This is a genomic window from Methylobacterium sp. HMF5984 (genome assembly GCF_045033435.1).
Taxonomy (GTDB): Bacteria; Pseudomonadota; Alphaproteobacteria; order Rhizobiales; family Beijerinckiaceae; genus Methylobacterium.
On sequence record NZ_JBJFLN010000001.1, the window covers coordinates 2,439,104 to 2,458,819 of the forward strand.

Annotated in this window: 22 protein-coding genes; 9 read left to right on the forward strand and 13 right to left on the reverse strand. The window is 71.8% G+C overall.

Annotation, left to right across the window (positions count from 1 at the left end; genetic code table 11):
* Window positions 1-44 precede the first annotated feature (44 nt).
* From ACFZ8E_RS11755 to ACFZ8E_RS11770, 4 genes are all read right to left on the reverse strand, one after another.
* Window positions 45-524: an Lrp/AsnC family transcriptional regulator gene (locus tag ACFZ8E_RS11755; protein ID WP_405042832.1), complete on the reverse strand. Its 480-nt coding sequence runs from the start codon at window positions 522-524 to the stop codon at window positions 45-47.
* Between the two features lie 148 nt (window positions 525-672).
* The gene (locus ACFZ8E_RS11760) at window positions 673-1,155 is read right to left on the reverse strand and encodes a glutathione peroxidase (protein ID WP_147842071.1); all 483 of its coding nucleotides are present in this window, start codon (window positions 1,153-1,155) and stop codon (window positions 673-675) included.
* On the reverse strand, window positions 1,152-2,315 hold the full coding sequence (locus ACFZ8E_RS11765) for a M20 aminoacylase family protein (RefSeq protein WP_147842070.1): 1,164 nt from the start codon (window positions 2,313-2,315) through the stop codon (window positions 1,152-1,154). Before ACFZ8E_RS11765 ends, ACFZ8E_RS11760 begins: the two co-directional genes overlap by 4 nt.
* A 5-nt stretch (window positions 2,316-2,320) precedes the next feature.
* Window positions 2,321-3,547 (reverse strand): GNAT family N-acetyltransferase, encoded by a 1,227-nt coding sequence (locus ACFZ8E_RS11770; protein ID WP_243950086.1) that lies wholly within the window; start codon window positions 3,545-3,547, stop codon window positions 2,321-2,323.
* 230 nt (window positions 3,548-3,777) lie between these two features.
* Between ACFZ8E_RS11770 and ACFZ8E_RS11775 the strand changes: the two genes are divergently transcribed.
* Window positions 3,778-4,098 (forward strand): hypothetical protein, encoded by a 321-nt coding sequence (locus tag ACFZ8E_RS11775; RefSeq protein ID WP_243950088.1) that lies wholly within the window; start codon window positions 3,778-3,780, stop codon window positions 4,096-4,098.
* A gap of 57 nt (window positions 4,099-4,155) precedes the next feature.
* Here ACFZ8E_RS11775 and ACFZ8E_RS11780 read toward each other — a convergent pair whose 3' ends face one another.
* Window positions 4,156-4,914: a glycerophosphodiester phosphodiesterase family protein gene (locus tag ACFZ8E_RS11780; RefSeq protein WP_147727003.1), complete on the reverse strand. Its 759-nt coding sequence runs from the start codon at window positions 4,912-4,914 to the stop codon at window positions 4,156-4,158.
* Window positions 4,914-5,387, reverse strand: a complete 474-nt coding sequence (locus ACFZ8E_RS11785) for a RidA family protein (protein ID WP_147858746.1) — start codon at window positions 5,385-5,387, stop codon at window positions 4,914-4,916. Before ACFZ8E_RS11785 ends, ACFZ8E_RS11780 begins: the two co-directional genes overlap by 1 nt.
* Before the next feature lie 302 nt (window positions 5,388-5,689).
* On the opposite strand from ACFZ8E_RS11785, the gene ACFZ8E_RS11790 reads away from it, so the two are divergent.
* The 6 genes from ACFZ8E_RS11790 to ACFZ8E_RS11815 all read left to right on the forward strand — a co-directional run bounded on the left by ACFZ8E_RS11790 (window position 5,690) and on the right by ACFZ8E_RS11815 (window position 11,205).
* Window positions 5,690-6,883: an aspartate aminotransferase family protein gene (locus ACFZ8E_RS11790; protein ID WP_243950092.1), complete on the forward strand. Its 1,194-nt coding sequence runs from the start codon at window positions 5,690-5,692 to the stop codon at window positions 6,881-6,883.
* Window positions 6,884-6,941: 58 nt separating this feature from the next.
* Window positions 6,942-7,916: an ornithine carbamoyltransferase gene (gene argF, locus ACFZ8E_RS11795; protein ID WP_243985205.1), complete on the forward strand. Its 975-nt coding sequence runs from the start codon at window positions 6,942-6,944 to the stop codon at window positions 7,914-7,916.
* 128 nt (window positions 7,917-8,044) lie between these two features.
* On the forward strand, window positions 8,045-8,341 hold the full coding sequence (locus tag ACFZ8E_RS11800; RefSeq protein ID WP_243950096.1) for a DUF1778 domain-containing protein: 297 nt from the start codon (window positions 8,045-8,047) through the stop codon (window positions 8,339-8,341).
* A complete protein-coding gene (locus ACFZ8E_RS11805; RefSeq protein ID WP_405042833.1) occupies window positions 8,338-8,826 on the forward strand; it encodes a GNAT family N-acetyltransferase in 489 nt (162 codons plus the stop codon). The genes ACFZ8E_RS11800 and ACFZ8E_RS11805 overlap by 4 nt, the downstream gene beginning before the upstream one ends.
* Before the next feature lie 64 nt (window positions 8,827-8,890).
* Entirely contained in the window at window positions 8,891-9,913 is a 1,023-nt protein-coding gene (locus ACFZ8E_RS11810; protein WP_147727009.1) for an Hsp33 family molecular chaperone, read from the forward strand.
* Between the two features lie 140 nt (window positions 9,914-10,053).
* Window positions 10,054-11,205 carry a hypothetical protein gene (locus ACFZ8E_RS11815; RefSeq protein ID WP_405042834.1) on the forward strand — a complete coding sequence of 384 codons (1,152 nt, stop codon included), beginning with the start codon at window positions 10,054-10,056 and terminating at the stop codon, window positions 11,203-11,205.
* A gap of 62 nt (window positions 11,206-11,267) precedes the next feature.
* Here the strand turns inward: ACFZ8E_RS11815 and speG are convergent, their stop codons facing one another.
* The 3 genes from speG to apaG are packed head-to-tail and all read right to left on the reverse strand — an operon-like array spanning window position 11,268 to window position 13,435.
* Window positions 11,268-11,834, reverse strand: coding sequence for a spermidine N1-acetyltransferase (gene speG / locus ACFZ8E_RS11820; protein ID WP_147844564.1), 567 nt, complete (start codon window positions 11,832-11,834; stop codon window positions 11,268-11,270).
* Window positions 11,831-13,000, reverse strand: a complete 1,170-nt coding sequence (gene argE / locus ACFZ8E_RS11825; RefSeq protein WP_405042835.1) for an acetylornithine deacetylase — start codon at window positions 12,998-13,000, stop codon at window positions 11,831-11,833. Before argE ends, speG begins: the two co-directional genes overlap by 4 nt.
* Before the next feature lie 42 nt (window positions 13,001-13,042).
* A complete protein-coding gene (apaG, locus tag ACFZ8E_RS11830) occupies window positions 13,043-13,435 on the reverse strand; it encodes a Co2+/Mg2+ efflux protein ApaG (protein ID WP_147729503.1) in 393 nt (130 codons plus the stop codon).
* A gap of 147 nt (window positions 13,436-13,582) precedes the next feature.
* Here apaG and ACFZ8E_RS11835 point away from each other — a divergent pair, with 147 nt between their 5' ends.
* On the forward strand, window positions 13,583-14,095 hold the full coding sequence (locus tag ACFZ8E_RS11835; RefSeq protein WP_244033662.1) for a hypothetical protein: 513 nt from the start codon (window positions 13,583-13,585) through the stop codon (window positions 14,093-14,095).
* 54 nt (window positions 14,096-14,149) lie between these two features.
* Entirely contained in the window at window positions 14,150-15,301 is a 1,152-nt protein-coding gene (locus ACFZ8E_RS11840) for a 2'-deoxycytidine 5'-triphosphate deaminase (RefSeq protein ID WP_243935043.1), read from the forward strand.
* Window positions 15,302-15,312: 11 nt separating this feature from the next.
* Here the strand turns inward: ACFZ8E_RS11840 and ACFZ8E_RS11845 are convergent, their stop codons facing one another.
* Genes ACFZ8E_RS11845 through ACFZ8E_RS11860 form a run of 4 tightly spaced genes read right to left on the reverse strand, consistent with a single transcriptional unit; the run spans window position 15,313 to window position 19,702 of the window.
* The gene (locus ACFZ8E_RS11845; protein ID WP_243950102.1) at window positions 15,313-16,908 is read right to left on the reverse strand and encodes a gamma-glutamyltransferase family protein; all 1,596 of its coding nucleotides are present in this window, start codon (window positions 16,906-16,908) and stop codon (window positions 15,313-15,315) included.
* Between the two features lie 9 nt (window positions 16,909-16,917).
* On the reverse strand, window positions 16,918-17,832 hold the full coding sequence (locus tag ACFZ8E_RS11850) for an ABC transporter ATP-binding protein (RefSeq protein ID WP_243935039.1): 915 nt from the start codon (window positions 17,830-17,832) through the stop codon (window positions 16,918-16,920).
* Window positions 17,832-18,863: an ABC transporter ATP-binding protein gene (locus ACFZ8E_RS11855; protein ID WP_147858752.1), complete on the reverse strand. Its 1,032-nt coding sequence runs from the start codon at window positions 18,861-18,863 to the stop codon at window positions 17,832-17,834. The genes ACFZ8E_RS11850 and ACFZ8E_RS11855 overlap by 1 nt, the downstream gene beginning before the upstream one ends.
* 5 nt (window positions 18,864-18,868) lie before the next feature.
* Window positions 18,869-19,702, reverse strand: a complete 834-nt coding sequence (locus ACFZ8E_RS11860; RefSeq protein ID WP_405044375.1) for an ABC transporter permease — start codon at window positions 19,700-19,702, stop codon at window positions 18,869-18,871.
* Between the last annotated feature and the right edge of the window lie 14 nt (window positions 19,703-19,716).

A 19,716-nucleotide genomic window follows, 5' to 3' on the forward strand; every position in this document is an offset into this window, starting at 1 on the left:
CCACGCTCATAGGCCCCGGCCCGACCGGCATGCGGCGCTCCGCGTCACAGGGCCAGCGGCGCGTTGTCGACGACCTCCTTCATCACGAAGAACGTCCGCGTCTGGCGCACGCCGGGCAGCGCGATCAGCGTGCTGCTGTGCAGGCGGTTGAAATCCGCCATGTCGCGCACCCGGATCTTGAGGAAGTAGTCGAAATCGCCCGCCACCAGGTGGCAGTCGAGCACGGTCGGCATGGCGCGGGCCGCCGCCTCGAAGGCCGTGAAGCTCTCCGGCGTCGAGCGGTCGAGCACCACGCCGACGATCACCAGCGCGCCGAGGCCGACCTTGTCCGGCGCCACCTGGGCGCGGACCGCCTTGACGTAGCCCTCCGCGAACAGCCGCTGCGTCCGACGATGGCAGGTCGCCGCGCTGGTGCTCACGCGCTTGGCGATCTCGGCGTTGCCCATCCGCCCGTCCGCCTGCAGCAGGCGCAGGATCTTCAGGTCGATCCGGTCGAGCCCCGCGTCGGTGGACGAATCTCTCATGACCCCGCCGCCTCACGATCCATCGAGCGCCATATGCCGGCGATCAAGGGAACACGGCGGCAAAGCGCGCGCCACCCTTCGAGAGAACCTTCCGGGACGGCTGACGCCCGCCGCAAACGGCCGAGACCGTTCGCGGCGCGCCGACGTCTCAGGCGGCGAGGGCTGCCGCGATGTCGCGCTCGAGCGACGCGGGCTTGGCGGTCGGCGGATAGCGGCCGATCACCCGGCCGTCGCGGCCGACGAGGAATTTCGTGAAGTTCCACTTGATGCCGGCCGTGCCGAGGAGGCCGGGCTTCTCGCTCTTGAGATGCCGGTAGACCGGGTCGGCGCCCGCCCCGTTGACCTCGACCTTCGCCAGCAGCGGGAAGCTCACGTCGTAGGTCAGGCTGCAGAACTGGGCGATCTCGGTGGCGTTTCCCGGCTCCTGCGCGCCGAACTGGTTGCAGGGGAACCCGAGCACCACGAGCCCGGCCGCGCGGTGCTTCTTCCACAAGGCCTCCAGCCCCTCGTATTGCGGGGTGAACCCGCATTTCGAGGCGGTGTTGACGACGAGCACGACCTTGCCGCGGTACTGCGCGAGGGGATGCGGAGCGCCGTCGGCGCCCTTCGGCGCGAAGTCGAACAGCGTCATCGGGCCGCCGTCCGCCGCTCGACGAGGCGGGCCAGGTACGCGGACCCGATCGGGATGATCGTGTCGTCGAAATTGTAGCCCGGGTTGTGCAGCCCGGCTCCGGTCGAGGCGCCGATCCAGGCATAGGCGCCGGGCACCGCCATCGCCATGTCGGCGAAGTCCTCGCTGCCCATCTTCGGGCTGGAATTGAGGTCGACCCGCTCGGGCCCGAACAGCTCGGTCGCGGTGTCGATCGCGGCCTGGGTCTGGTCGGGGGCGTTCTCCAGCACCGAGAACTTGTCCTGGATGTCGACCGTGATCTCGGCGCCGTAGGCCGCGGCGTAGCCCTTGGCGAGCTCCCGCATCCGGTCGTGGCTGAGCTTGCGCAGGTCGCGGTCGAAGGTGCGGATCGTGCCGGCCATGTGCGCGGTGTCGGGGATGACGTTGTAGGCCGAGCCGGCGTTGAACTGGGTGATCGACAGCACGATCGACTTGAGCGGGTCGGCGTTGCGCGAGACGATCGACTGCAGCGCCTGCGCCAGGGCCGTGCCGACGACGATCGGGTCGATGCCGCTGTGCGGTTGCGCCGCGTGGATGCCGCGGCCCTTCACGTGGATGTCGAAGAAGTCGGCCGCCGCCATGATCGGGCCGGGGCGCAGCTTGATCATGCCGTGCGGGCCGCTCGGCTGGTTGTGCAGGCCGTAGATCTCGTCGCAGGGAAAGCGCTCGAACAGCCCGTCGGCGAGCATGGCGCGGGCGCCGCCCAGCCCCTCTTCCGCCGGCTGGAACACGAACACCGCCGTGCCGTCGAAGTCGCGGGTCTCGGCGAGGTACCGGGCGGCGCCGACGAGCATGGTGGTGTGGCCGTCGTGCCCGCAGGCGTGCATCTTGCCGGGGATGGTCGAGCGATAGGGGAGGTTGGTCTCCTCCTCGATCGGCAGCGCGTCCATGTCGGCGCGCAGGCCGATGCGACGGCCGTTGTCGCTGCGGCCCTTCAGGATGCCGACGACGCCGGTGCCGCCGACGTTGCGATGGACCTCGATGCCGAAGCCCTCGAGCAGGTCGGCGACGATGCCCGAGGTGCGCACCTCCTCGAACCCGATCTCGGGATGGGCGTGCAGGTCGCGGCGGAGCGCGGTCAACGCGTCGGCGTAGGTCGTGATGCGATCGATCGGGCTCATGGGCGTCAGGACTCTTCCGGGCTGGGCCGTCGGAACGGCGTCAGGGTGTCGAGCTCGTCGACCATGGCTTCGACATGGGCGCGCTCGCGCTGCAAGTAGTCGGCCACCGCGCGGCGCAACGACGGGTCGGCGATGTCGTGCGCGGAGTGCATCAGCACCGGCCGGTAGCCGCGGGCGAGCTTGTGCTCGCCCTGCGCCCCGGCCTCGACCCGCTTCAGGCCGCGCGCGATCGCGAAGTCGATCGCCTGATAGTAGCAGACCTCGAAATGCAGGAACGGGTGCTCCTCGATGCAGCCCCAGTTCCGGCCGTAGAGCGCCGTGTCGCCGATCAGGTTGATCGCGCCGGCGACGTAGCGGCCCTCGCGCTTGGCCATGATGAGAAGCACGCGCTCGGGCATCCGCTCGGACAGGAGCGAGAAGAAGCGCCGGTTGAGGTAGGGCCGGCCCCATTTGCGCGCGCCGGTGTCGGTGTAGAATTCGTAGAACGCGTCCCAATGCGCCTCGGTGAGGTCGGCCCCGGTCAGGTGCTCCACCGTGATGCCGGGCGACAGCGCGTCGCGCCGCTCGCGCTTGATGCTCTTGCGCTTGCGCGAGGCGAGCGCCGCGAGGAAGTCGTCGAAGCCCGCGTAGCCGGCGTTCTCCCAGTGGAACTGCTGGTCGGTGCGCTGGAGGAAGCCGGCGGCGCCCGCCCGCTCCCATTCCGGCTCCTGCATGAAGGTGACGTGGATCGAGGAGGCCTTGGTCTCGGACCGCAGCGCCCGCAGGCCGGCGACCAGGGCGGCCGTCGCGGTCTCCGGGTCGGCGCCGGGCGCGATCAGGAAACGCGGGCCGGTGACGGGGGTGAACGGCACGCTCACCTGCAGCTTCGGGTAGTAGCTCCCGCCGGCGCGCTCGAAGGCGTCGGCCCAGCCGTGGTCGAAGATGTATTCGCCCTGGCTGTGGGATTTCAGGTAGCACGGCACGACCCCGAGCAGCGTGTCGTCGCGCTCCACCGAGACGTGCAACGGAAGCCACCCGGTCCGGCGCGAGACGCAGCCCGAATCCTCGAGGGCCGAGAGGAAGGCGTGGCTGACGAAGGGGTTGTGGGTCTCGTCGCCCGAGCCCAGCGTCTCGGCCGACGTGGCGCAGGCGTCCCAGGCCGCGGCCCCGATCTCCTTCAGGCCGGCGAGCGCGCAGACCTTGAGCACGGTCTCGGAGGTCGCAGGCTCGTGCGGAGCACCCGGTTTTTCCATGCACGACAATCTAGCCCGCCGGACAGGGGGGACAAGGCGGAGGCGTGCATCCTGCCGTCGCAGCGTGGGGCATCGCCGTCTTCCGGTCTTGCCAAGCCGCTCGCCACCTTCCAACGGTCCGCATGGGAATCGACGGTCCCCTGAGAGTCGAGCCAATGCGCCTCAGCCACCCGCTCGCCTTCCGAAGGCGGACGCCGCCGGCTGATTTCATCGAGGATCATCCGATCGAGATGTCGAACCTCGACGAGGCGGACCCGCATGTGCCGGGCACGATCTTCGTGTCGACGGCCCTCGGCTCGCACGGCCCCCAGGTGAAGTGGTATCCCGACCGTGCAGGGCGGACGTTACCATGCCTCATCGTCTCGATCGGACCGAATCCGAGCGTCCGTGACGATTTCCTGCCGCCGATCGTGTCACGGGCCGCGGCCCCGAAGGTCATCGCGTGGGTGCGACCCAACCACGTCGCCCTGCTGGACTTCTGGACGAACGGCGCATCCTGGAACCGCCGTGAGGTCGCCGCCTTCCTCGATGGGCTGCTTCCCCTTCCCTGATCGAGCCTTGCCCTGATCGAGCCTTGCCCTGATCGAACCCTGCCGTGACCGAACGGATCAGGCCGAAAACCCCTCGAACACCATCTGGTCGGCATGCATCTCGGCGAGCCGGCGCTGGTCCGGGTTGCGCACCGTCCAGGCCATCACCGGGAGATGGCCGAGCACGCGGGCGAGATGCGTCGCGGCGCAGGGCAGGTCGTCGACCCGCCAGGACACGAAGCCGGGCCGCGTCTCCGCGATGTGCAGCAGGTCCGAGAGCCGGCGCCGCGCCGAATCGGTGAGGCCGGCATAGGCCGGGTCGTCCTGGTTCGTCTCGCCGACGATGCCGCGCGGGATCGTCTCGGGCACCAGCCCGCGCAGCGCCGCGACCACCTGCGGGTCGAAGGATTTCACCGCCACCGGCCCGGCGTATTCGCAAAGGATGTCCGCGACCCGGCGGGTCAGGGTGAGGTCGCCGGAATAGGACGACTTGATCTCGACCACGAGCGGCGTCCGCCCGGCGATCTCCGACAGGAAGGCCGGCAGCGTCGGGATGGTCTCCGCCGTGCCCGCGACCGTCAGGCGAGCGAGGTCGGCGCCCCGCATCGCGGCGACGGGGTCGGCGACGCCCGTCAGCCGCCCCAGCGCCGCATCGTGGAACACCATCGCCTCGCCGTCGGCGCTGATCTGCACGTCGCACTCGATGGCGTAGCCGCCGGCGATCGCCGCGCGGGCGGCGGCGACCGTATTCTCGGGGCGGCCCGCCGCGCGGTCGTGCAGGCCGCGATGGGCGATCGGCCGCGCGACGAGCCAGGAGATCCCGGCGGGCCGGCCCATCACCGCACCTCGAACATCGCCTCGACCTCGACGGCGGCGTCCAGCGGCAGCTCGGCGACGCCGACCGTGGAGCGGGCATGGCGGCCGCGGTCGCCCAGCACCGCGACCATCAGGTCGGAGGCGCCGTTCATGATGCCGGCGAGGCCGGCGAAGCTCGGCACGCAGTTGATGAAGCCCCCGAGGCGGACGCATTGCACCACCCCGCGCTCGAGGTCGCCCACCGCCGCCTCGACCTGGGCCAGCACGTTGAGCGCGCAGAGCTTGGCCGCGGCGATGCCGTCCTCCGCCGAGACCTCGGCGCCGAGCTTGCCGACATGCGCCGGCCCGAGCTTGCCGTCCGCCCCGAAGCAGATCTGGCCCGAGATCACCACGAGGTTGCCGGTCCGCACGAACGGCACGTAGTTCGCGACCGGGGCCGCCGCCTTCGGCAGGGCGAGCCCGAGGCTCTCGAGGCGTTCCTTGACCGTGCTCATGAGGCGATTCCTCTGGTTCGTCGTCGGCGATGCGCGGGTTCTGGAGCACGGGCAGCACCTGCCGCGCAAGCGGCCCGTGCGAGGCATGTCGTAGGCAAGCCGGCAAACGACGCCTGTTTTGCAGGCATGTCCGGCACGAAGGCCGGCCCCATCATTGACAGCGCGGCCTCGTTTCATAGTAATCGCGCGCGTGCCGCCCCGGTGACGAGGCGGCACTTTCGTTTTTGCACGCAGGGCACTCGTCCTGCACGCAGCCTTCAACGCTGGGTCGTCGCCCGGCACGCCGACACGGAGACGGGATCGTGACATCCGCCCTTCTGCCGACCTATGCCCGGGCCCCCATCGCCTTCGAGCGTGGCGAGGGCGCATGGCTGGTGGCGCGCGGGGGCGAGCGATACCTCGATTTCGGCGCCGGCATCGCGGTGAACGCGCTGGGCCACGCCCACCCGCACCTCGTCGAGGCCCTGACCACCCAGGCGCAGAAGCTCTGGCACACCTCGAACCTGTTTGAGATTCCCGACGGCGAGCGCTTCGGGCAGCGCCTCGTCGACGCGAGCTTCGCCGACGTCGCCTTCTTCTGCAACTCGGGCGCCGAGGCCAACGAGGCCGCGATCAAGATGGCGCGGAAGTACCATGCCGCGGGCGGCCACCCCGAGCGCTACCGCATCGTCACTTTCGAGGGCGCGTTCCACGGGCGCACGCTGGCGACGCTGGCCGCCGGCGGCCAGCTGAAGTACATCGAGGGCTTCGGCCCGAAGGTCGACGGGTTCGACCAGGTGCCCTTCGGCGACCACGCCGCGCTGCGCGCCGCGATCGGCCCCGAAACGGCGGCCGTGATGATCGAGCCGATCCAGGGGGAGGGCGGCGTCCGGCCGGTGCCGCCGCAATGCCTGCGGGGCCTGCGCGAGCTCTGCGACGAGCACGGCCTGATGCTGATCATGGACGAGGTCCAGACCGGCGTCGGCCGCACCGGGCGGCTGTTCGCCCACGAGTGGTCGGGCATCGCCCCGGACATCATGAGCGCGGCCAAGGGCATCGGCGGCGGCTTCCCGATGGGCGTGTGCCTGGCGACGCACGAGGCCGCCCGCGGCATGGTCGCCGGCAGCCACGGCACCACCTTCGGCGGCAACCCGCTCGCGATGGCGGTCGGCAACGCCGTGCTCGACGTGGTGCTGGCCGACGGTTTCCTCGATCACGTCCGGCAGGTCGCGCGGGTTCTGACGCAGAAGCTCGGGGCCCTTCGCGACCGCTATCCCCACGTCGTCACGGCGATCCGCGGCGACGGCCTGATGCTCGGGCTCAAGCTCGGCGTGCCCAACACCGCGTTCGCGGCCGCCGCGCGGGCCGAGCACCTGCTGGTGATCCCGGCGGGCGACAACGTGGTGCGCCTGCTGCCGCCGCTGATCGTCACCGAGGCCGACGTGACCGAGGCCGTCGCGCGCCTCGAAGCCACCGCCGCCGCGTTCGACGGCGCGATGCGCGGCGCCGCCGAGTGATCCTTCCTCGGCTCCCGAAGGCGGAGCCGCCGACCGAACCCGGACATGATGTGTTGAGATGACTGCCCCAGCGAACGGCCAGAGCAGCGGCCAGACGGCCGGCGCGAGCGCGCCCCGCCACTTCCTCGACCTGTCGGACTTCTCCGGCGCCGACCTGCGCCGGGTGCTCGACGCGGCCGCCGCGATCAAGGCGCGCCGCCGCAAGGGCGAGATCGCCGTGGAGCGCCCGCTCGCCGGCAAGAACCTCGCGATGGTGTTCGACCGGCCCTCGACCCGCACCCGCGTCTCGTTCGACGTGGCGATGCGCGAGCTCGGCGGCGAGACGCTGATGCTGACCGGCTCCGAGATGCAGCTCGGCCGCGGCGAGACCATCGGCGACACCGCGCAGGTGCTCTCCCGCTTCGTCGACGCGATCATGATCCGCATCCTCGATCACGCGCTGATGCTCGAGCTGGCCGAGAACGCCACGGTGCCGGTGATCAACGCACTGACCAAGCTGTCGCATCCGTGCCAGATCATGGCCGACGTGCTGACCTTCGAGGAGCATCGCGGGCCGATCAAGGGCCGCACGGTGGCGTGGTCGGGCGACGCCAACAACGTGCTGACGAGCTGGGCGCACGCGGCCGCGCGCTTCGACTTCACCCTCAACGTCGCCTGCCCGCCCGAGCTGGCGCCCCCGCCCGCGCTGATGGCCTGGGCGCGCGCCGAGGGCGCCCGCGTCAACGTCACCACCGACGCGTTCGCCGCCGTCGAGGGAGCCGACGCGGTCGTGACCGATTGCTGGGTCTCGATGGGCGACGAGGACGAGAGCCACCGCCACAACCTGCTCAACCCCTACCAAGTGAACGCCGAGCTGATGCGCGCCGCCGCCAAGGACGCGGTGTTCATGCACTGCCTGCCGGCCCATCGCGGCGAGGAGGTCACCGCCGAGGTGATGGACGGCCCGCAATCGGTGGTGTTCGACGAGGCGGAGAACCGCCTCCACGCCCAGAAGGGCATTTTGGCGTGGTGCCTGCGGGCGAACGGGCTCTGAGCGGACGGATCGCCGAGGCCGTTCGGACGCAGGACCCGTGAGGTCCGCGGGCCTTGACCGTATGAACATCGTGTATACGTTCACGGCGTGAGATACCGATCCCGACCCGGTTGTGAGAGGCTGTCGCCGTGAGCATCGATGGGCGGAGCAACGTCCCGGTGCGGCGCGGGACGACGATCAACCTGCGCGTCGAGGCCGAGACGCGGGACCTGATCGATGACGCCGCATCGGTGCTCGGCAAGACGCGGACCGAGTTCATGATCGACACCGCGCGTCATCACGCCATCGACGTGCTGCTCGATCAGCGCCTGTTCGTCCTGGACGATGCGCGGCATGCCGCGTTCGTCGCGGCCCTCGACGCGCCGCCGGTTGCGAGACCGAGGCTGAGCGCGCTCATGGAGAGGAAGCCGGCCTGGGAGCGATGATCGGCCCGCCGGTTCCGCTGGGTTCGGAGCACGGCCTCGATGGGTTCTCGTGCGGCAAGCCGGTGCTCGACGATTGGCTGAAACGGCAAGCACGCCGCAGCGAGGGCCGGTTCGCCCGGACCTATGTGATCTGTGCGGACGGCACGGTGGTGGGTTATTACTGCATCTCCGCGGGAACGGTCGCCCGGGCGGATGCTCCGGGACGGATTCGACGCAACGCGCCGGAGCCGATCCCGGTCTCGATTCTGGGTCGGCTGGCCGTGGATCGGCGTTGGGCCGGGCGTGGGCTCGGTGCCGACCTCCTGGCCGATGCACTGCGCCGGATCGCCAATGCCGCCGAGGTGATCGGCATCGGCGCCGTCCTGATCCACGCGCTCGACGACCAGGCGCTGACATTCTACCGCAGCCGGGCGGAATTCCTCGCGTTCCCAGACAACTTGCGCACCCTGTTCCTGCCGATCGGCGCGCTGACAGACAGACGATGACGACCCGAACGCTTCCAAGCCGAACGTTTCCAGGCCAATTGCTTCCAGGATCGAATTGAGCACCATGACCGCCGGACACGACACCACCCCGATCAACGAAGGCAACGGTCACGACGGCGCCGACGACTGCGTGCTGCCGTTCTCCGTCGAGGCGCTCGACGTGCGCGGGCGCGTCGTCCGGCTCGGGCCGTCCGTCGACACGATCCTGCGGCGGCACGGCTACCCGGATGCGGTGGCGCGCCTGCTCGGCGAGGCGGCGGCACTCACCGTGCTCCTCGGCTCGTCCCTGAAGTTCGAGGGCCGGTTCCAGCTCCAAACCAAGACCGACGGCCCGGTCGGGATGATCGTCGTCGACTTCGAGGCGCCCGACCGCCTGCGCGCCACCGCCCGCTTCGAGGCGGAGGCGATCGCGGCTCTGGGCACCGGTCCGCACAAGGCCGCCGAGTTGATCGGGCAGGGGCACCTGGCCATGACCATCGACCAGGGCTCGGCGGCGAGCCGCTACCAGGGCGTCGTCGCGCTGGAGGGACAGAGCCTGGAGGAGGCGGCGCACCAGTATTTCCGCCAGTCCGAGCAGATCCCGACGCAGGTGCGCCTCGCCGTGGCCGAAGCCTTCGAGGACGGGCAGAGCCGCTGGCGCGCCGGCGGGCTGCTGGTCCAGTTCCTGCCGCAGTCGATCGACCGGGCCCGCCTGGCCGACCTGCCGCCGGGCGACATCCCGGAGGGCCGCGTCCACCTCGACGAGAACGGCACCCAAGAGGACGACGCCTGGGTCGAGGCGCGCGCCCTGGTCGGCACGGTCGAGGACCACGAGCTCGTCGACCCGGCGGTCTCGAGCGAGCGGCTGCTCTACCGGCTGTTCCACGAGCGCGGCGTGCGGGTGTTCGAGGCGCAAGCGGTGCACGAGCAGTGCCGCTGCTCGCGCGAGCGGGTGATGGGCATGATCCGCTCGTTCTCGCCCGAGGAGCGCCGCGAGATGGTGGCCGACGACGGCCGCGTCGTCATCACCTGCGAGTTCTGCTCGCGCCGCTACGACCTCGACCCGGCGGAGGTCGAGGCGGAGGTGGGCGGCACGCCGAAGCAATAGAACGCCGCGCCGACGCGACGACGGCCAAGCTTGATCGAGCGATAGACTGAACTTCGATTCATAAAAATCAGTTTCGAGGCGTGAAACGGTTTTCGAACCTTCGGCGTTTCGATGCTTCCAAGAACGTCGGAGGAAGCATCATGAAAAGGATCGCCATCGGGCTCGCAGCCCTGCTGCTCAGCACGTCGGTCTACGCCCAGGGCGCGGCCGGAAACGCGGCCGGCGCCGGGCCGGGCCGCGCGAATACAGGTTCGACGGACGCGACCGGCGGACGGCCGGGCAGCGACCGCGCATCGGGCGCGTCGTCCGGCGGCCGGATGTCGGACACGCGGGGCGAGGCCCGGAACACGACCGCGGGGAACGGAACCGGCGGCCGCGAGAGCGGCCTGCAGGCCGGGCGGTCCGATCGCCAGGGCGCCGATCGTGCAGGAGCCGATCGTGGAGGAGCTGATCGTCAGGCCGCCGGCCGCGACGACCGGCGCGGCGCGGATCGGGCCGAGGGCCGCGGCGGCAACCGTGACGGGATGCACGAGAGCCGCGACCGGGCGGAGCGGAGCGGGCGCGAGGCGCGCAGCGAGCGGCGCGAGACCCGCACCGACTTCCGGTCCGAGCGGGTCGGCGGCAGCTTCCGGCGCGAGGGCCGGTTCGTGGTCGTCGGCGGCCAGCGCGTGGTGTACGGCTCGCCGGAGTATCGCCGCCTCGTCACGGTCGAGCGCCGGGGCGGCCCGCGGGTCCGCTACGTCACCATCCGCGGCCACCGCGTGCTGTACGGATCGCCGGAATACCGTCGCCTCGTCACGGTCCGCGAGACCGGTCCGCGCGAGCGCTACGTCACCATCCGCGGGCAGCGGGTGCTGTACGGATCGCCCGAGTACCGTCGCCTCAGCGTGACCACGACCGAGCGTCGCGGCGGCAGCGTCGACGTCGGCTTCCGCGGACAGGATCGCACGGACGTGCGGACCCGCTCCACCCGGACCGAGACCCGCGACGATCGCGGCTTCCGCAATGCCGACCGGCGCAACGCCGGCGAGCGCAACACGGGCGCCGACCGGGGATCCGAGCGCAACGCCGACCTGCGTCGGGGCCAGGATGCGCGCGGCGGCCCGGACAGGGGCGGCATCCGCAACGCTTCGGAGACGATGGGCGGCGGCAAGAGCGAGGACAGGGGTGGCGCCAACGGTGGCGTCAGGGGCGGGCGCGATGCCGGCATGACCGGCGGCTCGCCCGAGCGCGGCGGCGCGGGTGCCGCCACCCGCGGCGGCCGCGACGGGGGCGGCGCCGGTCGCAATTGATCGGTCCAGTCGTGCGAACGGGGAGGGGCCGGCGACGGCGCCTCCCCGACCCGCCGCGCCGGTCAGCTCTTGAGCACCGGCTCGGCGATGTCGACGGCATGGCGGCCGGCGAGGTATTCCGGCTGGAACAGGCACATCCGCACGGCATCGCGGTAGCGGCCGTTCATGAAGAACTCGTCCCGCAGGATGCCCTCGGGGCGGAAGCCGCAGCTCTCGTAGATCCGCACGGCGCGGGCGTTGTCCTTGTCCACGTGCAGGTAGAGCTTGTGGATGTTGAGCACGCTGAAGGCGTAGTCCATCGCGATCCGCGTCGCCTGGCGGGCGAAGCCCCGGCCCTGGAAGCCCGGATGGATCGCGATCTGGAACTCGCAGCGCCGGTGCAGGTGGTTGATCTCCACGAGCTCGACGAGGCCGGCCGGATGCCCGTTCAGCGTCGCAATGATGAAACGCCGCTCGGTCTGGTTGTGGATGTTGCGCTCGTAGAGCTGCGCCAGCTCGGCGAAGGACTCGTAGGCCTCCTCGAACCAGTAGCGCATGATGCTGTCGTTGTTGTTGAGCTGATGCACGAACATCAGGTCCTCGCGCTCCAGCGGGCGGAGCTTGACCCTGTCGGGGACGGTCTCGTTCATGCGGCGCAGGCCTCGATCAAGCGGCGGAGGAACGCCTCGCCCTGGCCGAGCGCGGCCAGCGTGATGAACTCGTCCGGCTGGTGGGCCTGGTCGATCGAGCCCGGCCCGCAGACCACGGTCGGGATGCCCGCCTGCTGGAAGCGCCCGGCCTCGGTGGCGTAGGGCATCGACACGGTGCGGTTGCGGTTGGCCAGCCGCAGCGCCAGCCGCTCGGCCTCGGAGCCGGGCTCCGGCAGCAGGCCGGGGATCGCGATCTCCTCGACGGTCTCGATCCGGCCGAACGCGCCGTAGCGGTTGAGGCGCTCGCGGGTCACCGCCTCGGCCTTGGCCTGGAACAGGCGCGGGATTTCGGCCATGTCGAGGTCGGGCAGGCCGCGGAACTCCCAGTGGAAGGCGCATTCCTTGGGCAGGATGTTGCGGGCGGTGCCGCCGTGGATCGTGCCGACATGCACGGTGGTGCTGGGCGGATCGAACCGGCCCGACGCGTCGCCCCGGGCGATCATCCGGTCGGCGATGGCGTTCAGCCCGGAGACGAGGTCGCAGGCCGCCATCACGGCGTTGGCCCCGAGCATCGGCTTGGCCGAATGCGCCTCGTGGCCGTGCACCGTGGTGTGGAAGGTGACGATGCTCTTGTGCGCATCGGCGACCTCGAGGTCGGTCGGCTCGCCGACGATCACCGCGCCCGGCCGCGGCAGGTCGACGCCGAAGCGGGCGATCGCGTCCATCACGCCGAGGCAGGTGGTCTCCTCGTCGTAGGAGAGCAGGATGTGGATCGGGCGCTTGAGGCCGGCCGCGAGGCAGTCCGGCACCAGCGCCAGGGCGGTGGCGCAGAACCCCTTCATGTCGACCGCGCCGCGGCCGTAGGCCCGGCCGTCGGCGACGCGCAGGGTGAACGGGTCGGCGGTCCAGGCCTGTCCCGTGACCGGGACGACGTCGGTGTGCCCCGACAGCACGACGCCGCCGTCGACCTGCGGCCCGATCGTGGCGAAGAGCGCGGCACGGTCGCCGGCCTCGTTCGGGATGCGGAGGTGGGGGACGCCCCAGCCGTCGAGATAGGCGGCGACCCAGTCGATCAGGTCGAGATTCGGCTTCGAGCTTTCGGTGTCGAAGCCGACGAGGTGGGCGAGGATGTCGAGCGGAGTCAGCCGCTCGCCGGAACCGGGCATCGCTTGGTGTCCTGGGCGGGCCGCCGGCCTGCCCGGCTCGAATCAGTGCAGGCTGCGGCGGATATGCGGGCTGTCGAGCGAGAAGGCCGGGATCTCGGCCTCGAAGCTCTCGCCCGCGACCGTGGCCATGGTGTAGCTCCCCGCCATCAGCCCGTCCGGCGTGGTGAGCGGGCAGCCGCTGGTGTAGCAGAACGACTCGCCCGGCTCCAGCACCGGCTGCTTACCGACGACGCCGGCGCCGCGCACCTCCTGGCACTCGCCGCGCCCGTCGATGATGCGCCAATGGCGGGAGCGGAGCTGCACCTGCTCGGCGCCGTTGTTCACGATCTCAACGGTGTAGGCGAAGAAGTACCGGCTCTCTCCCGGCGAGGATTCCTCCTCGACGAAGCGCGGATTGACGGTCACGCTGATTCCGCGCGTCTCGGCCTTGTACATCGTCCCTAATTGCCCTCTTCAGCGGCGCTCGAGTTCGGTCTAGCTCGGGTCTAGACGGCTCGAAGCCGCTTTTCGATGCGTCATTCAACGTGGTAGTTGCCGGAAGAATTCCCGTCAATTGCGGCGGAGTACGTCGCGGCGGGCGGCATGAACGGGGCCGGCATGGTCGAAGCGTGGGTGTGCCATCTGAGGTCGCTTCGGCGCGGGGGGGACGTTCGGCTCTCGGCGGCGGCGCTCGCCCACGTGGCGGCCTGGGCGACGCTGCTCGCCCTTGCGGGCTTTTCCGCGTGGCGCGATCCGGCCGCCAACCTCCTGCCCGCGGCGGCGCTCGCGGCCGCGCTGATCCTCGACGGGACCGGGCGGATCGCGGCGGCCGTCATCGCCGGCCGGGCGGGACCCGATCCGCGGCTCGCCGGCCTGCCCTCGCTGGTGCTCGGCGTCGGCGGCACGGTCGGCCTCGTCGCCGGCGCGGCCGCGCTGCTCGTGTTTCCGCGCGCGGTCCCGGTGCTGGCGAGCGCGCTCGCCGGCCTGGTCGCGATCGGCGCCCTGGCCCGGCTCGCCCTGATCCGGATCGTCCTCGCCCTGCCCGGCGACGAGCCCGCCGCCCTCCCGGCGGAGGCGCGCGCGACCTCGGTCCGCCCCCCCTTAAGCCGACGTTAGGCGCTTTGCTCGAAAACGGCCGATGGTGACGGCCGGACGGGACGCGCGAGAGACATGAGCACGACGCCGAGCCCTTCGGTCGAGACCGGCCCTTCGGTGGCGGCAGGCACCGCCACGGGGCAGGGCGCCCCGCGCGACGGCATCCTGTCGGGCGAGGGCATCGCCGCCCTGGCGCGGGCGGGCGGCATCCTGCCGGCCTCGGCCTTCGCCGCCGACCAGATCCAGCCGGCGAGCCTCGACCTGCGCCTCGGGGCGCGGGCTTGGCGCGTGCGCACCAGCTTCCTGCCGGGCGCGGCGCGGGCGGTCTCGGCCTGCGTCGAGCGGCTGGCGTTCCACGAGATCGACCTGCGGCCCGGCGCGGTCCTGGAGACCGGCTGCGTCTACATCGCCGAGCTGCAGGAATCCCTGGCGCTGCCCGAGGACCTCGCGGCGGCGGCCAACCCCAAGAGCTCCACCGGGCGGATCGACGTGTTCACCCGCGTCATCACCGACCGGGCGGAAGCGTTCGACCAGGTCGGGGCCGGCTATCGCGGGCCGCTCTACGCCGAGATCTCGCCGCGCACCTTCCCGGTCCTGGTCCGCACCGGCTCGCGCCTGTCGCAGATCCGCTTCCGACGCGGCATCGTGCGGCTGCGCGACGACGAGCTGGTCGCGCTGCACGCGCGCGCGCCGCTGGTGACCGCGGCGGCGCCCTCCTTCCAGGGGGGCGTCGCCGTCTCGGTCGATCTCGCCGGGTTCGACGGGCTGATCGGCTACCGGGCCAAGCGCCATACCGGCCTCGTGGACGTCGACGCGCCGGGGCGCCACGCGGCGGCCGAGTTCTGGGAGCCGCTGCCGGCCGACGGGTCAGGCTCGCTGATCCTCGATCCCGGCCAGTTCTACATCCTGGCCTCGAAGGAATCGGTGCAGGTGCCGCCCGACCACGCCGCCGAGATGGTGCCATTCGACCCGCTCGTCGGCGAGTTCCGGGTGCATTACGCCGGCTTCTTCGATCCCGGCTTCGGCTATGCCGGCGCCGGCGGCACCGGCGCGCGCGCGGTGCTGGAGGTCCGCTCCCGCGACGTGCCGTTCCTGCTCGAGGACGGCCAGATCGTCGGCCGGCTCGTCTACGAGCGCATGGAGGCGGTGCCGCTGATGCTCTACGGCGCCGGCGCCGGCTCGAACTATCAGGCGCAAGGGCTGAAGCTGTCCAAGCACTTCGCCTGAAGCGCCCGGACTCAGTATCCCAGCGCGCTGCCGTCCTTGCGCGGGTCCGAGCCGGCCGACAGCATGCCGGCTGCGCGGTCGATCCAGATCACCTGCCCGCCGCCGAGGGGGAGGGGAGCGGCGACCGCGTCGTGGCCGCGGTCCCTCAGGCCGCCGACGAGGCCGGAAAGGCCGCCCTCGACCTCGAGCGTGCCGCCGTAGGCGAAGCTGCGCGGCGCATCGAGCGCCTCCTGCGGATCGAGGCCGCGGTCGATCAGGCCGGTCAGCAGCTCGACATGGCCCATCGCCTGGTAGTGCCCGCCCATCACGCCGAAGGGCGCGACCGCGCGGCCGTCCCGCATCAGCATGCCGGGGATGATCGTGTGCATCGGGCGCTTGGACGGGCCGATCGTGTTGGGGTGGCCGGCCTCCGTGCGGAACGACAGGCCGCGGTTGTGCAGCAGCACGCCGCTCGACGGCCCAAGGATGCCCGAGCCGAAGCCCTGGAAGATCGAGTTGATCAGCGAGATCGCGTTGCCGTCCCGGTCGACCACGCAGAGGTAGACCGTGTCCTTGTGCGCGCGGGCCGCGAGCTCGGCGCGGATCTCGGGATAGAGCACCGGCGCCTGCGCGCGGGCCATGTCGATCGCCCCGTGGGCGGCCGCCTGCCAGGCGTCGGAGAGCAGGTGCTCGACCGGGATCGCCTGGAGCTCGGGATCGCCGAACAGGGCGTCGCGGTGGTGGTAGCCCTGCTTGCACGCCTCCGCGAAGAGGTGGACCCGGTCGAGGTCGGAGAGCCCGGCGACGTCGAAGGGCTTCAGCACGTTGAGCATCATCAGCGCCGCCAGACCCTGCCCGGCGGGCGGGCATTCGTAGACGTCGTAGCCGCGGTAGCGAGTGCTGATCGGGGTGACGACGTCCGGCGCGGCGCTCGCGAAATCCTCCAGGGTGTGGAGGCCGCCGCGCTCGCGCAGGCGGCTCACGAGATCCTCGGCCACCGGCCCCTCGTAGAAGCCGCGCGCGCCCTCGCCGGCGATCCGCCGGAGGGTCGCGGCCAGCTTCTCGAGCCGCACCACGGTGCCGATCGCCGGCGCCCGGCCGTCGATCAGGTAGGTCGCCGCCGCGTGCGGATCGCCGGCGACCCGGCCGATGCTGCGCGCCCAGTCCCACCCGACCCGCGGCTGAACGGGAAAGCCGTCCTCGGCCAGCCGGATCGCCGGCTGCAGCAGCTCGCCGAGGGAGCGGGTGCCGTGGTCCTCGACGAGCCTCTGCCACGCCGCCACCGCGCCGGGCACGGTCACCGCATGCGGGGAATCGGGCTCGATCGCGACGCCGTTCTCGCGGTACCAAGCGTCGTCGGCGGCCGCCGGGCTGCGGCCGGAGCCGTCGATCGCGATCGGCACCGACGCGCCGTTGGGCGCATACAGGGCGAAGCAGTCGCCGCCGATGCCGGTCATCAGCGGGTCGACGACGCATTGCACCGCCACCGCGGCGATCGCCGCGTCGACGGCGTTGCCGCCCGCGCGCAGGGTCTCGATCGCCACCAGCGTCGAGGCCGGGTGCGAGGTCGCGACCGCGGCGTTGGCGGCGTAGACGGGCGAGCGGCCCGGTCCCTCGAAGTTCCTCATGGGCGATCCTCAGCTTCTCGTGGCGACCCAGTGGCCGGGCGCGACCTCGACGAGGTCGCCGCCCTCGGCGATGGGGGAGGCGGGCCGGGCCTGCTCCGCGGCGAGGCGGGCGCGCTCGGCGGCCGGGTCGGGCACCGGCACGGCGCCGAGCAGGCGCCGCGTGTAGGGATGGCGCGGGTCGTCGTAGAGCGCGTCGCTCTCGGCCAGCTCGACGATGCGGCCGCGCCAGAGCACGGCGACCCGGTGGCAGAGATATCGCACCATGCGCAGGTCGTGGGAGATGAACAGGTAGGACAGCCCCAGCTCGGCCTGCAGGTCCTGCAGCAGGTTGACCACCTGCGCCTGGATCGAGACGTCGAGCGCCGCGATCGGCTCGTCGGCGACGATGAAGCTCGGCTTCAGCGCGATGGCGCGGGCGATGCAGATGCGCTGGCGCTGGCCGCCGGAGAACTGGTGCGGGAACCGCCCGGCGAAGCGCGGCTCCAGCCCGACCCGCTCGAACAGCCCGGCCACCGCCGCGCGGCGCTCGGCCCGGCCCATCTCGGGCCGGTGCAGCTTGAACGCCTCGGAGACGTAGTCGCCGACGCTCATCCGCGGGTTGAGCGCGGCGTAGGGGTCCTGGAACACGGTCTGGATGCGGGCGCGCATGCCGCGCATCGCTCGCGGCGAGAGCTTGGCGAGGTCCGTGCCCTCGAAGGCGACGGTGCCCGCGGTCGGCGGGTTTAGCATCGTCACGGCACGGCCGATGGTCGACTTGCCCGAGCCGGATTCGCCGACGAGCCCCAGCGTCTCGCCGGCGCGGATGTCGAAGCTGACGTCCTCGACCGCCCGGAACACCGAGGCCTTGCCGCCCCACCACGAGCGCAGGGGATAGTGCTTCGAGAGGTTGCGCACCGAGACGATCGGATAGTCCGGGGCCCGCATCACCGTGCCTCCTCCGCTTCGCGCGCCAGGATCGCCGGAAGGTCGTACCAGGCCGCGACGAGGTGGCCGGGCGCGGCGCCGGCGGCCTGGACGAGCGGCGGCGCCTCGGTGCGGCAGCGGGGGGTGGCGTAGGCGTTGCGCGGCGCGAACGGGTCGCCGGGCGGGGGCGCGCGCATGTCGGGCGGCGCGCCCTCGATCTGGCGCAGGCGCCCGCGCCCGGCCCGGCCGCGGGTGAGGTCGGGGAGCGAGCGCAGCAGGCCGAGGGTGTAGGCGCTGCGCGGGTCGGCGAAGATGTCGTCCACCGGCCCGCGCTCGAGGATGCGGCCGGCATACATCACCTGCACCGTGTCGCTGATGCCGGCGACCACCCCGAGGTCGTGGGTGATCCAGATGATCGCCATGCCGATCTCGCGCTTCAGCTCCTGCACCAGGGCGACGATCTCGGCCTGCACCGTGACGTCGAGCGCCGTCGTCGCCTCGTCCGCGATGAGGAGCTTCGGGCGGCAGGCGATCCCGATGGCGATCATCACGCGCTGGCGCTGGCCGCCGGAGAACTCGTGCGGGTACTGGTCGAGGCGGCCGGCCGCGTTCGGGATGCGGACGAGGTCGAGCAGCTCCCGCGCACGCCGGCGCGCCGCGCGGGCGTCGAGGCCGAGATGGATGCGCAGCGGCTCGACGATCTGCGCCGCCACGGTCATGCCGGGGTTGAGCGAGCTCATCGGGTCCTGGAACACGAACCCGATCTCGCCGCCGCGGACTTTTCGGAGCGCCTTCTCGGGCAGGGTGAGCAGGTCGCGGCCCCGGAACAGCACCTGACCGCCGGTGATCCGGCCGGGCGGCCGCGGGATCAGGCCGAGCATGGCCAGCACGTGCACGCTCTTGCCGGAGCCCGATTCGCCGACGATGCCCAGCGTCTCGCCCTCGCGGAGCGCGTACGAGACGCCGTTGACGGCGTGGACCGCGCCGCCGTCGGTGTCGAAGGCGACGGCGAGGTCGCGGACCTCGAGCAGGGGCGTTTCGAGACGCGGCATGTCGCTCATGTGCGGGCCCGCGGATCCAGCGCGTCGCGCAGCCCGTCGCCGAGCAGGTTGAAGCCGAGCACGGCGAGGAAGATCGACAGGCCGGGCCAGATCGCCATCCACGGCGCCTGGTCGAGGAAGTTCTTGGCGACGTTGAGCATCGCGCCCCAGGACGGCTCGGGCGGCTGCTGGCCGAGCCCGAGGAAGGACAGGCTCGCCTCGGCGATGATCGCCGCGGCGATGGTCAGCGTCGCCTGGACCAGGATCGCCGGCACGATGTTGGGCAGGATGTGCACCAGCGCGATCCGCCAGGGCGGGTTGCCGACCGAGCGCGCCGCCTCGACGAACTCCTCCGCCGCCACCGCCTGGACCTGCGCGCGGGTGAGCCGGACGAAGGTCGAGGTCGCCGAGAGGCCGATCGCCACCATGGTGTTGGTCAGGCTCGGGCCGAGGAAGGCCGCGAGCGCGATCGCCAGGATCAGGAACGGGATCGCCAGGAGCGCATCGGTGAGCCGCATGATCGCGCCGTCGACCCAGCCGCCGGCATAGCCGGCGACGAGCCCGAGCGGCAGGCCGAGCGAGACCGCGAGCGCCACCGAGACGAGGCCGGCGCCGAGCGAGGCCCGCGCCCCGTAGACGATGCGGGCCAGCACGTCGCGCCCGACCTCGTCGCCGCCGAACGGGTGGGCCAGCGACGGCGCGGCGCGCACCGCGCCCCAATCGGTCGCCGTCGGGTCGTAGGGCGCGATCCATCCGGCGAACGCCGCCATCAGCACCAGCCCGACGACGATGGCGAGCCCGACGACCGCGCTCCGCCGCGCCCGCAGCCGGCGCCAGAAGGCGCCGAGCATGCCGGGCTCGCGCG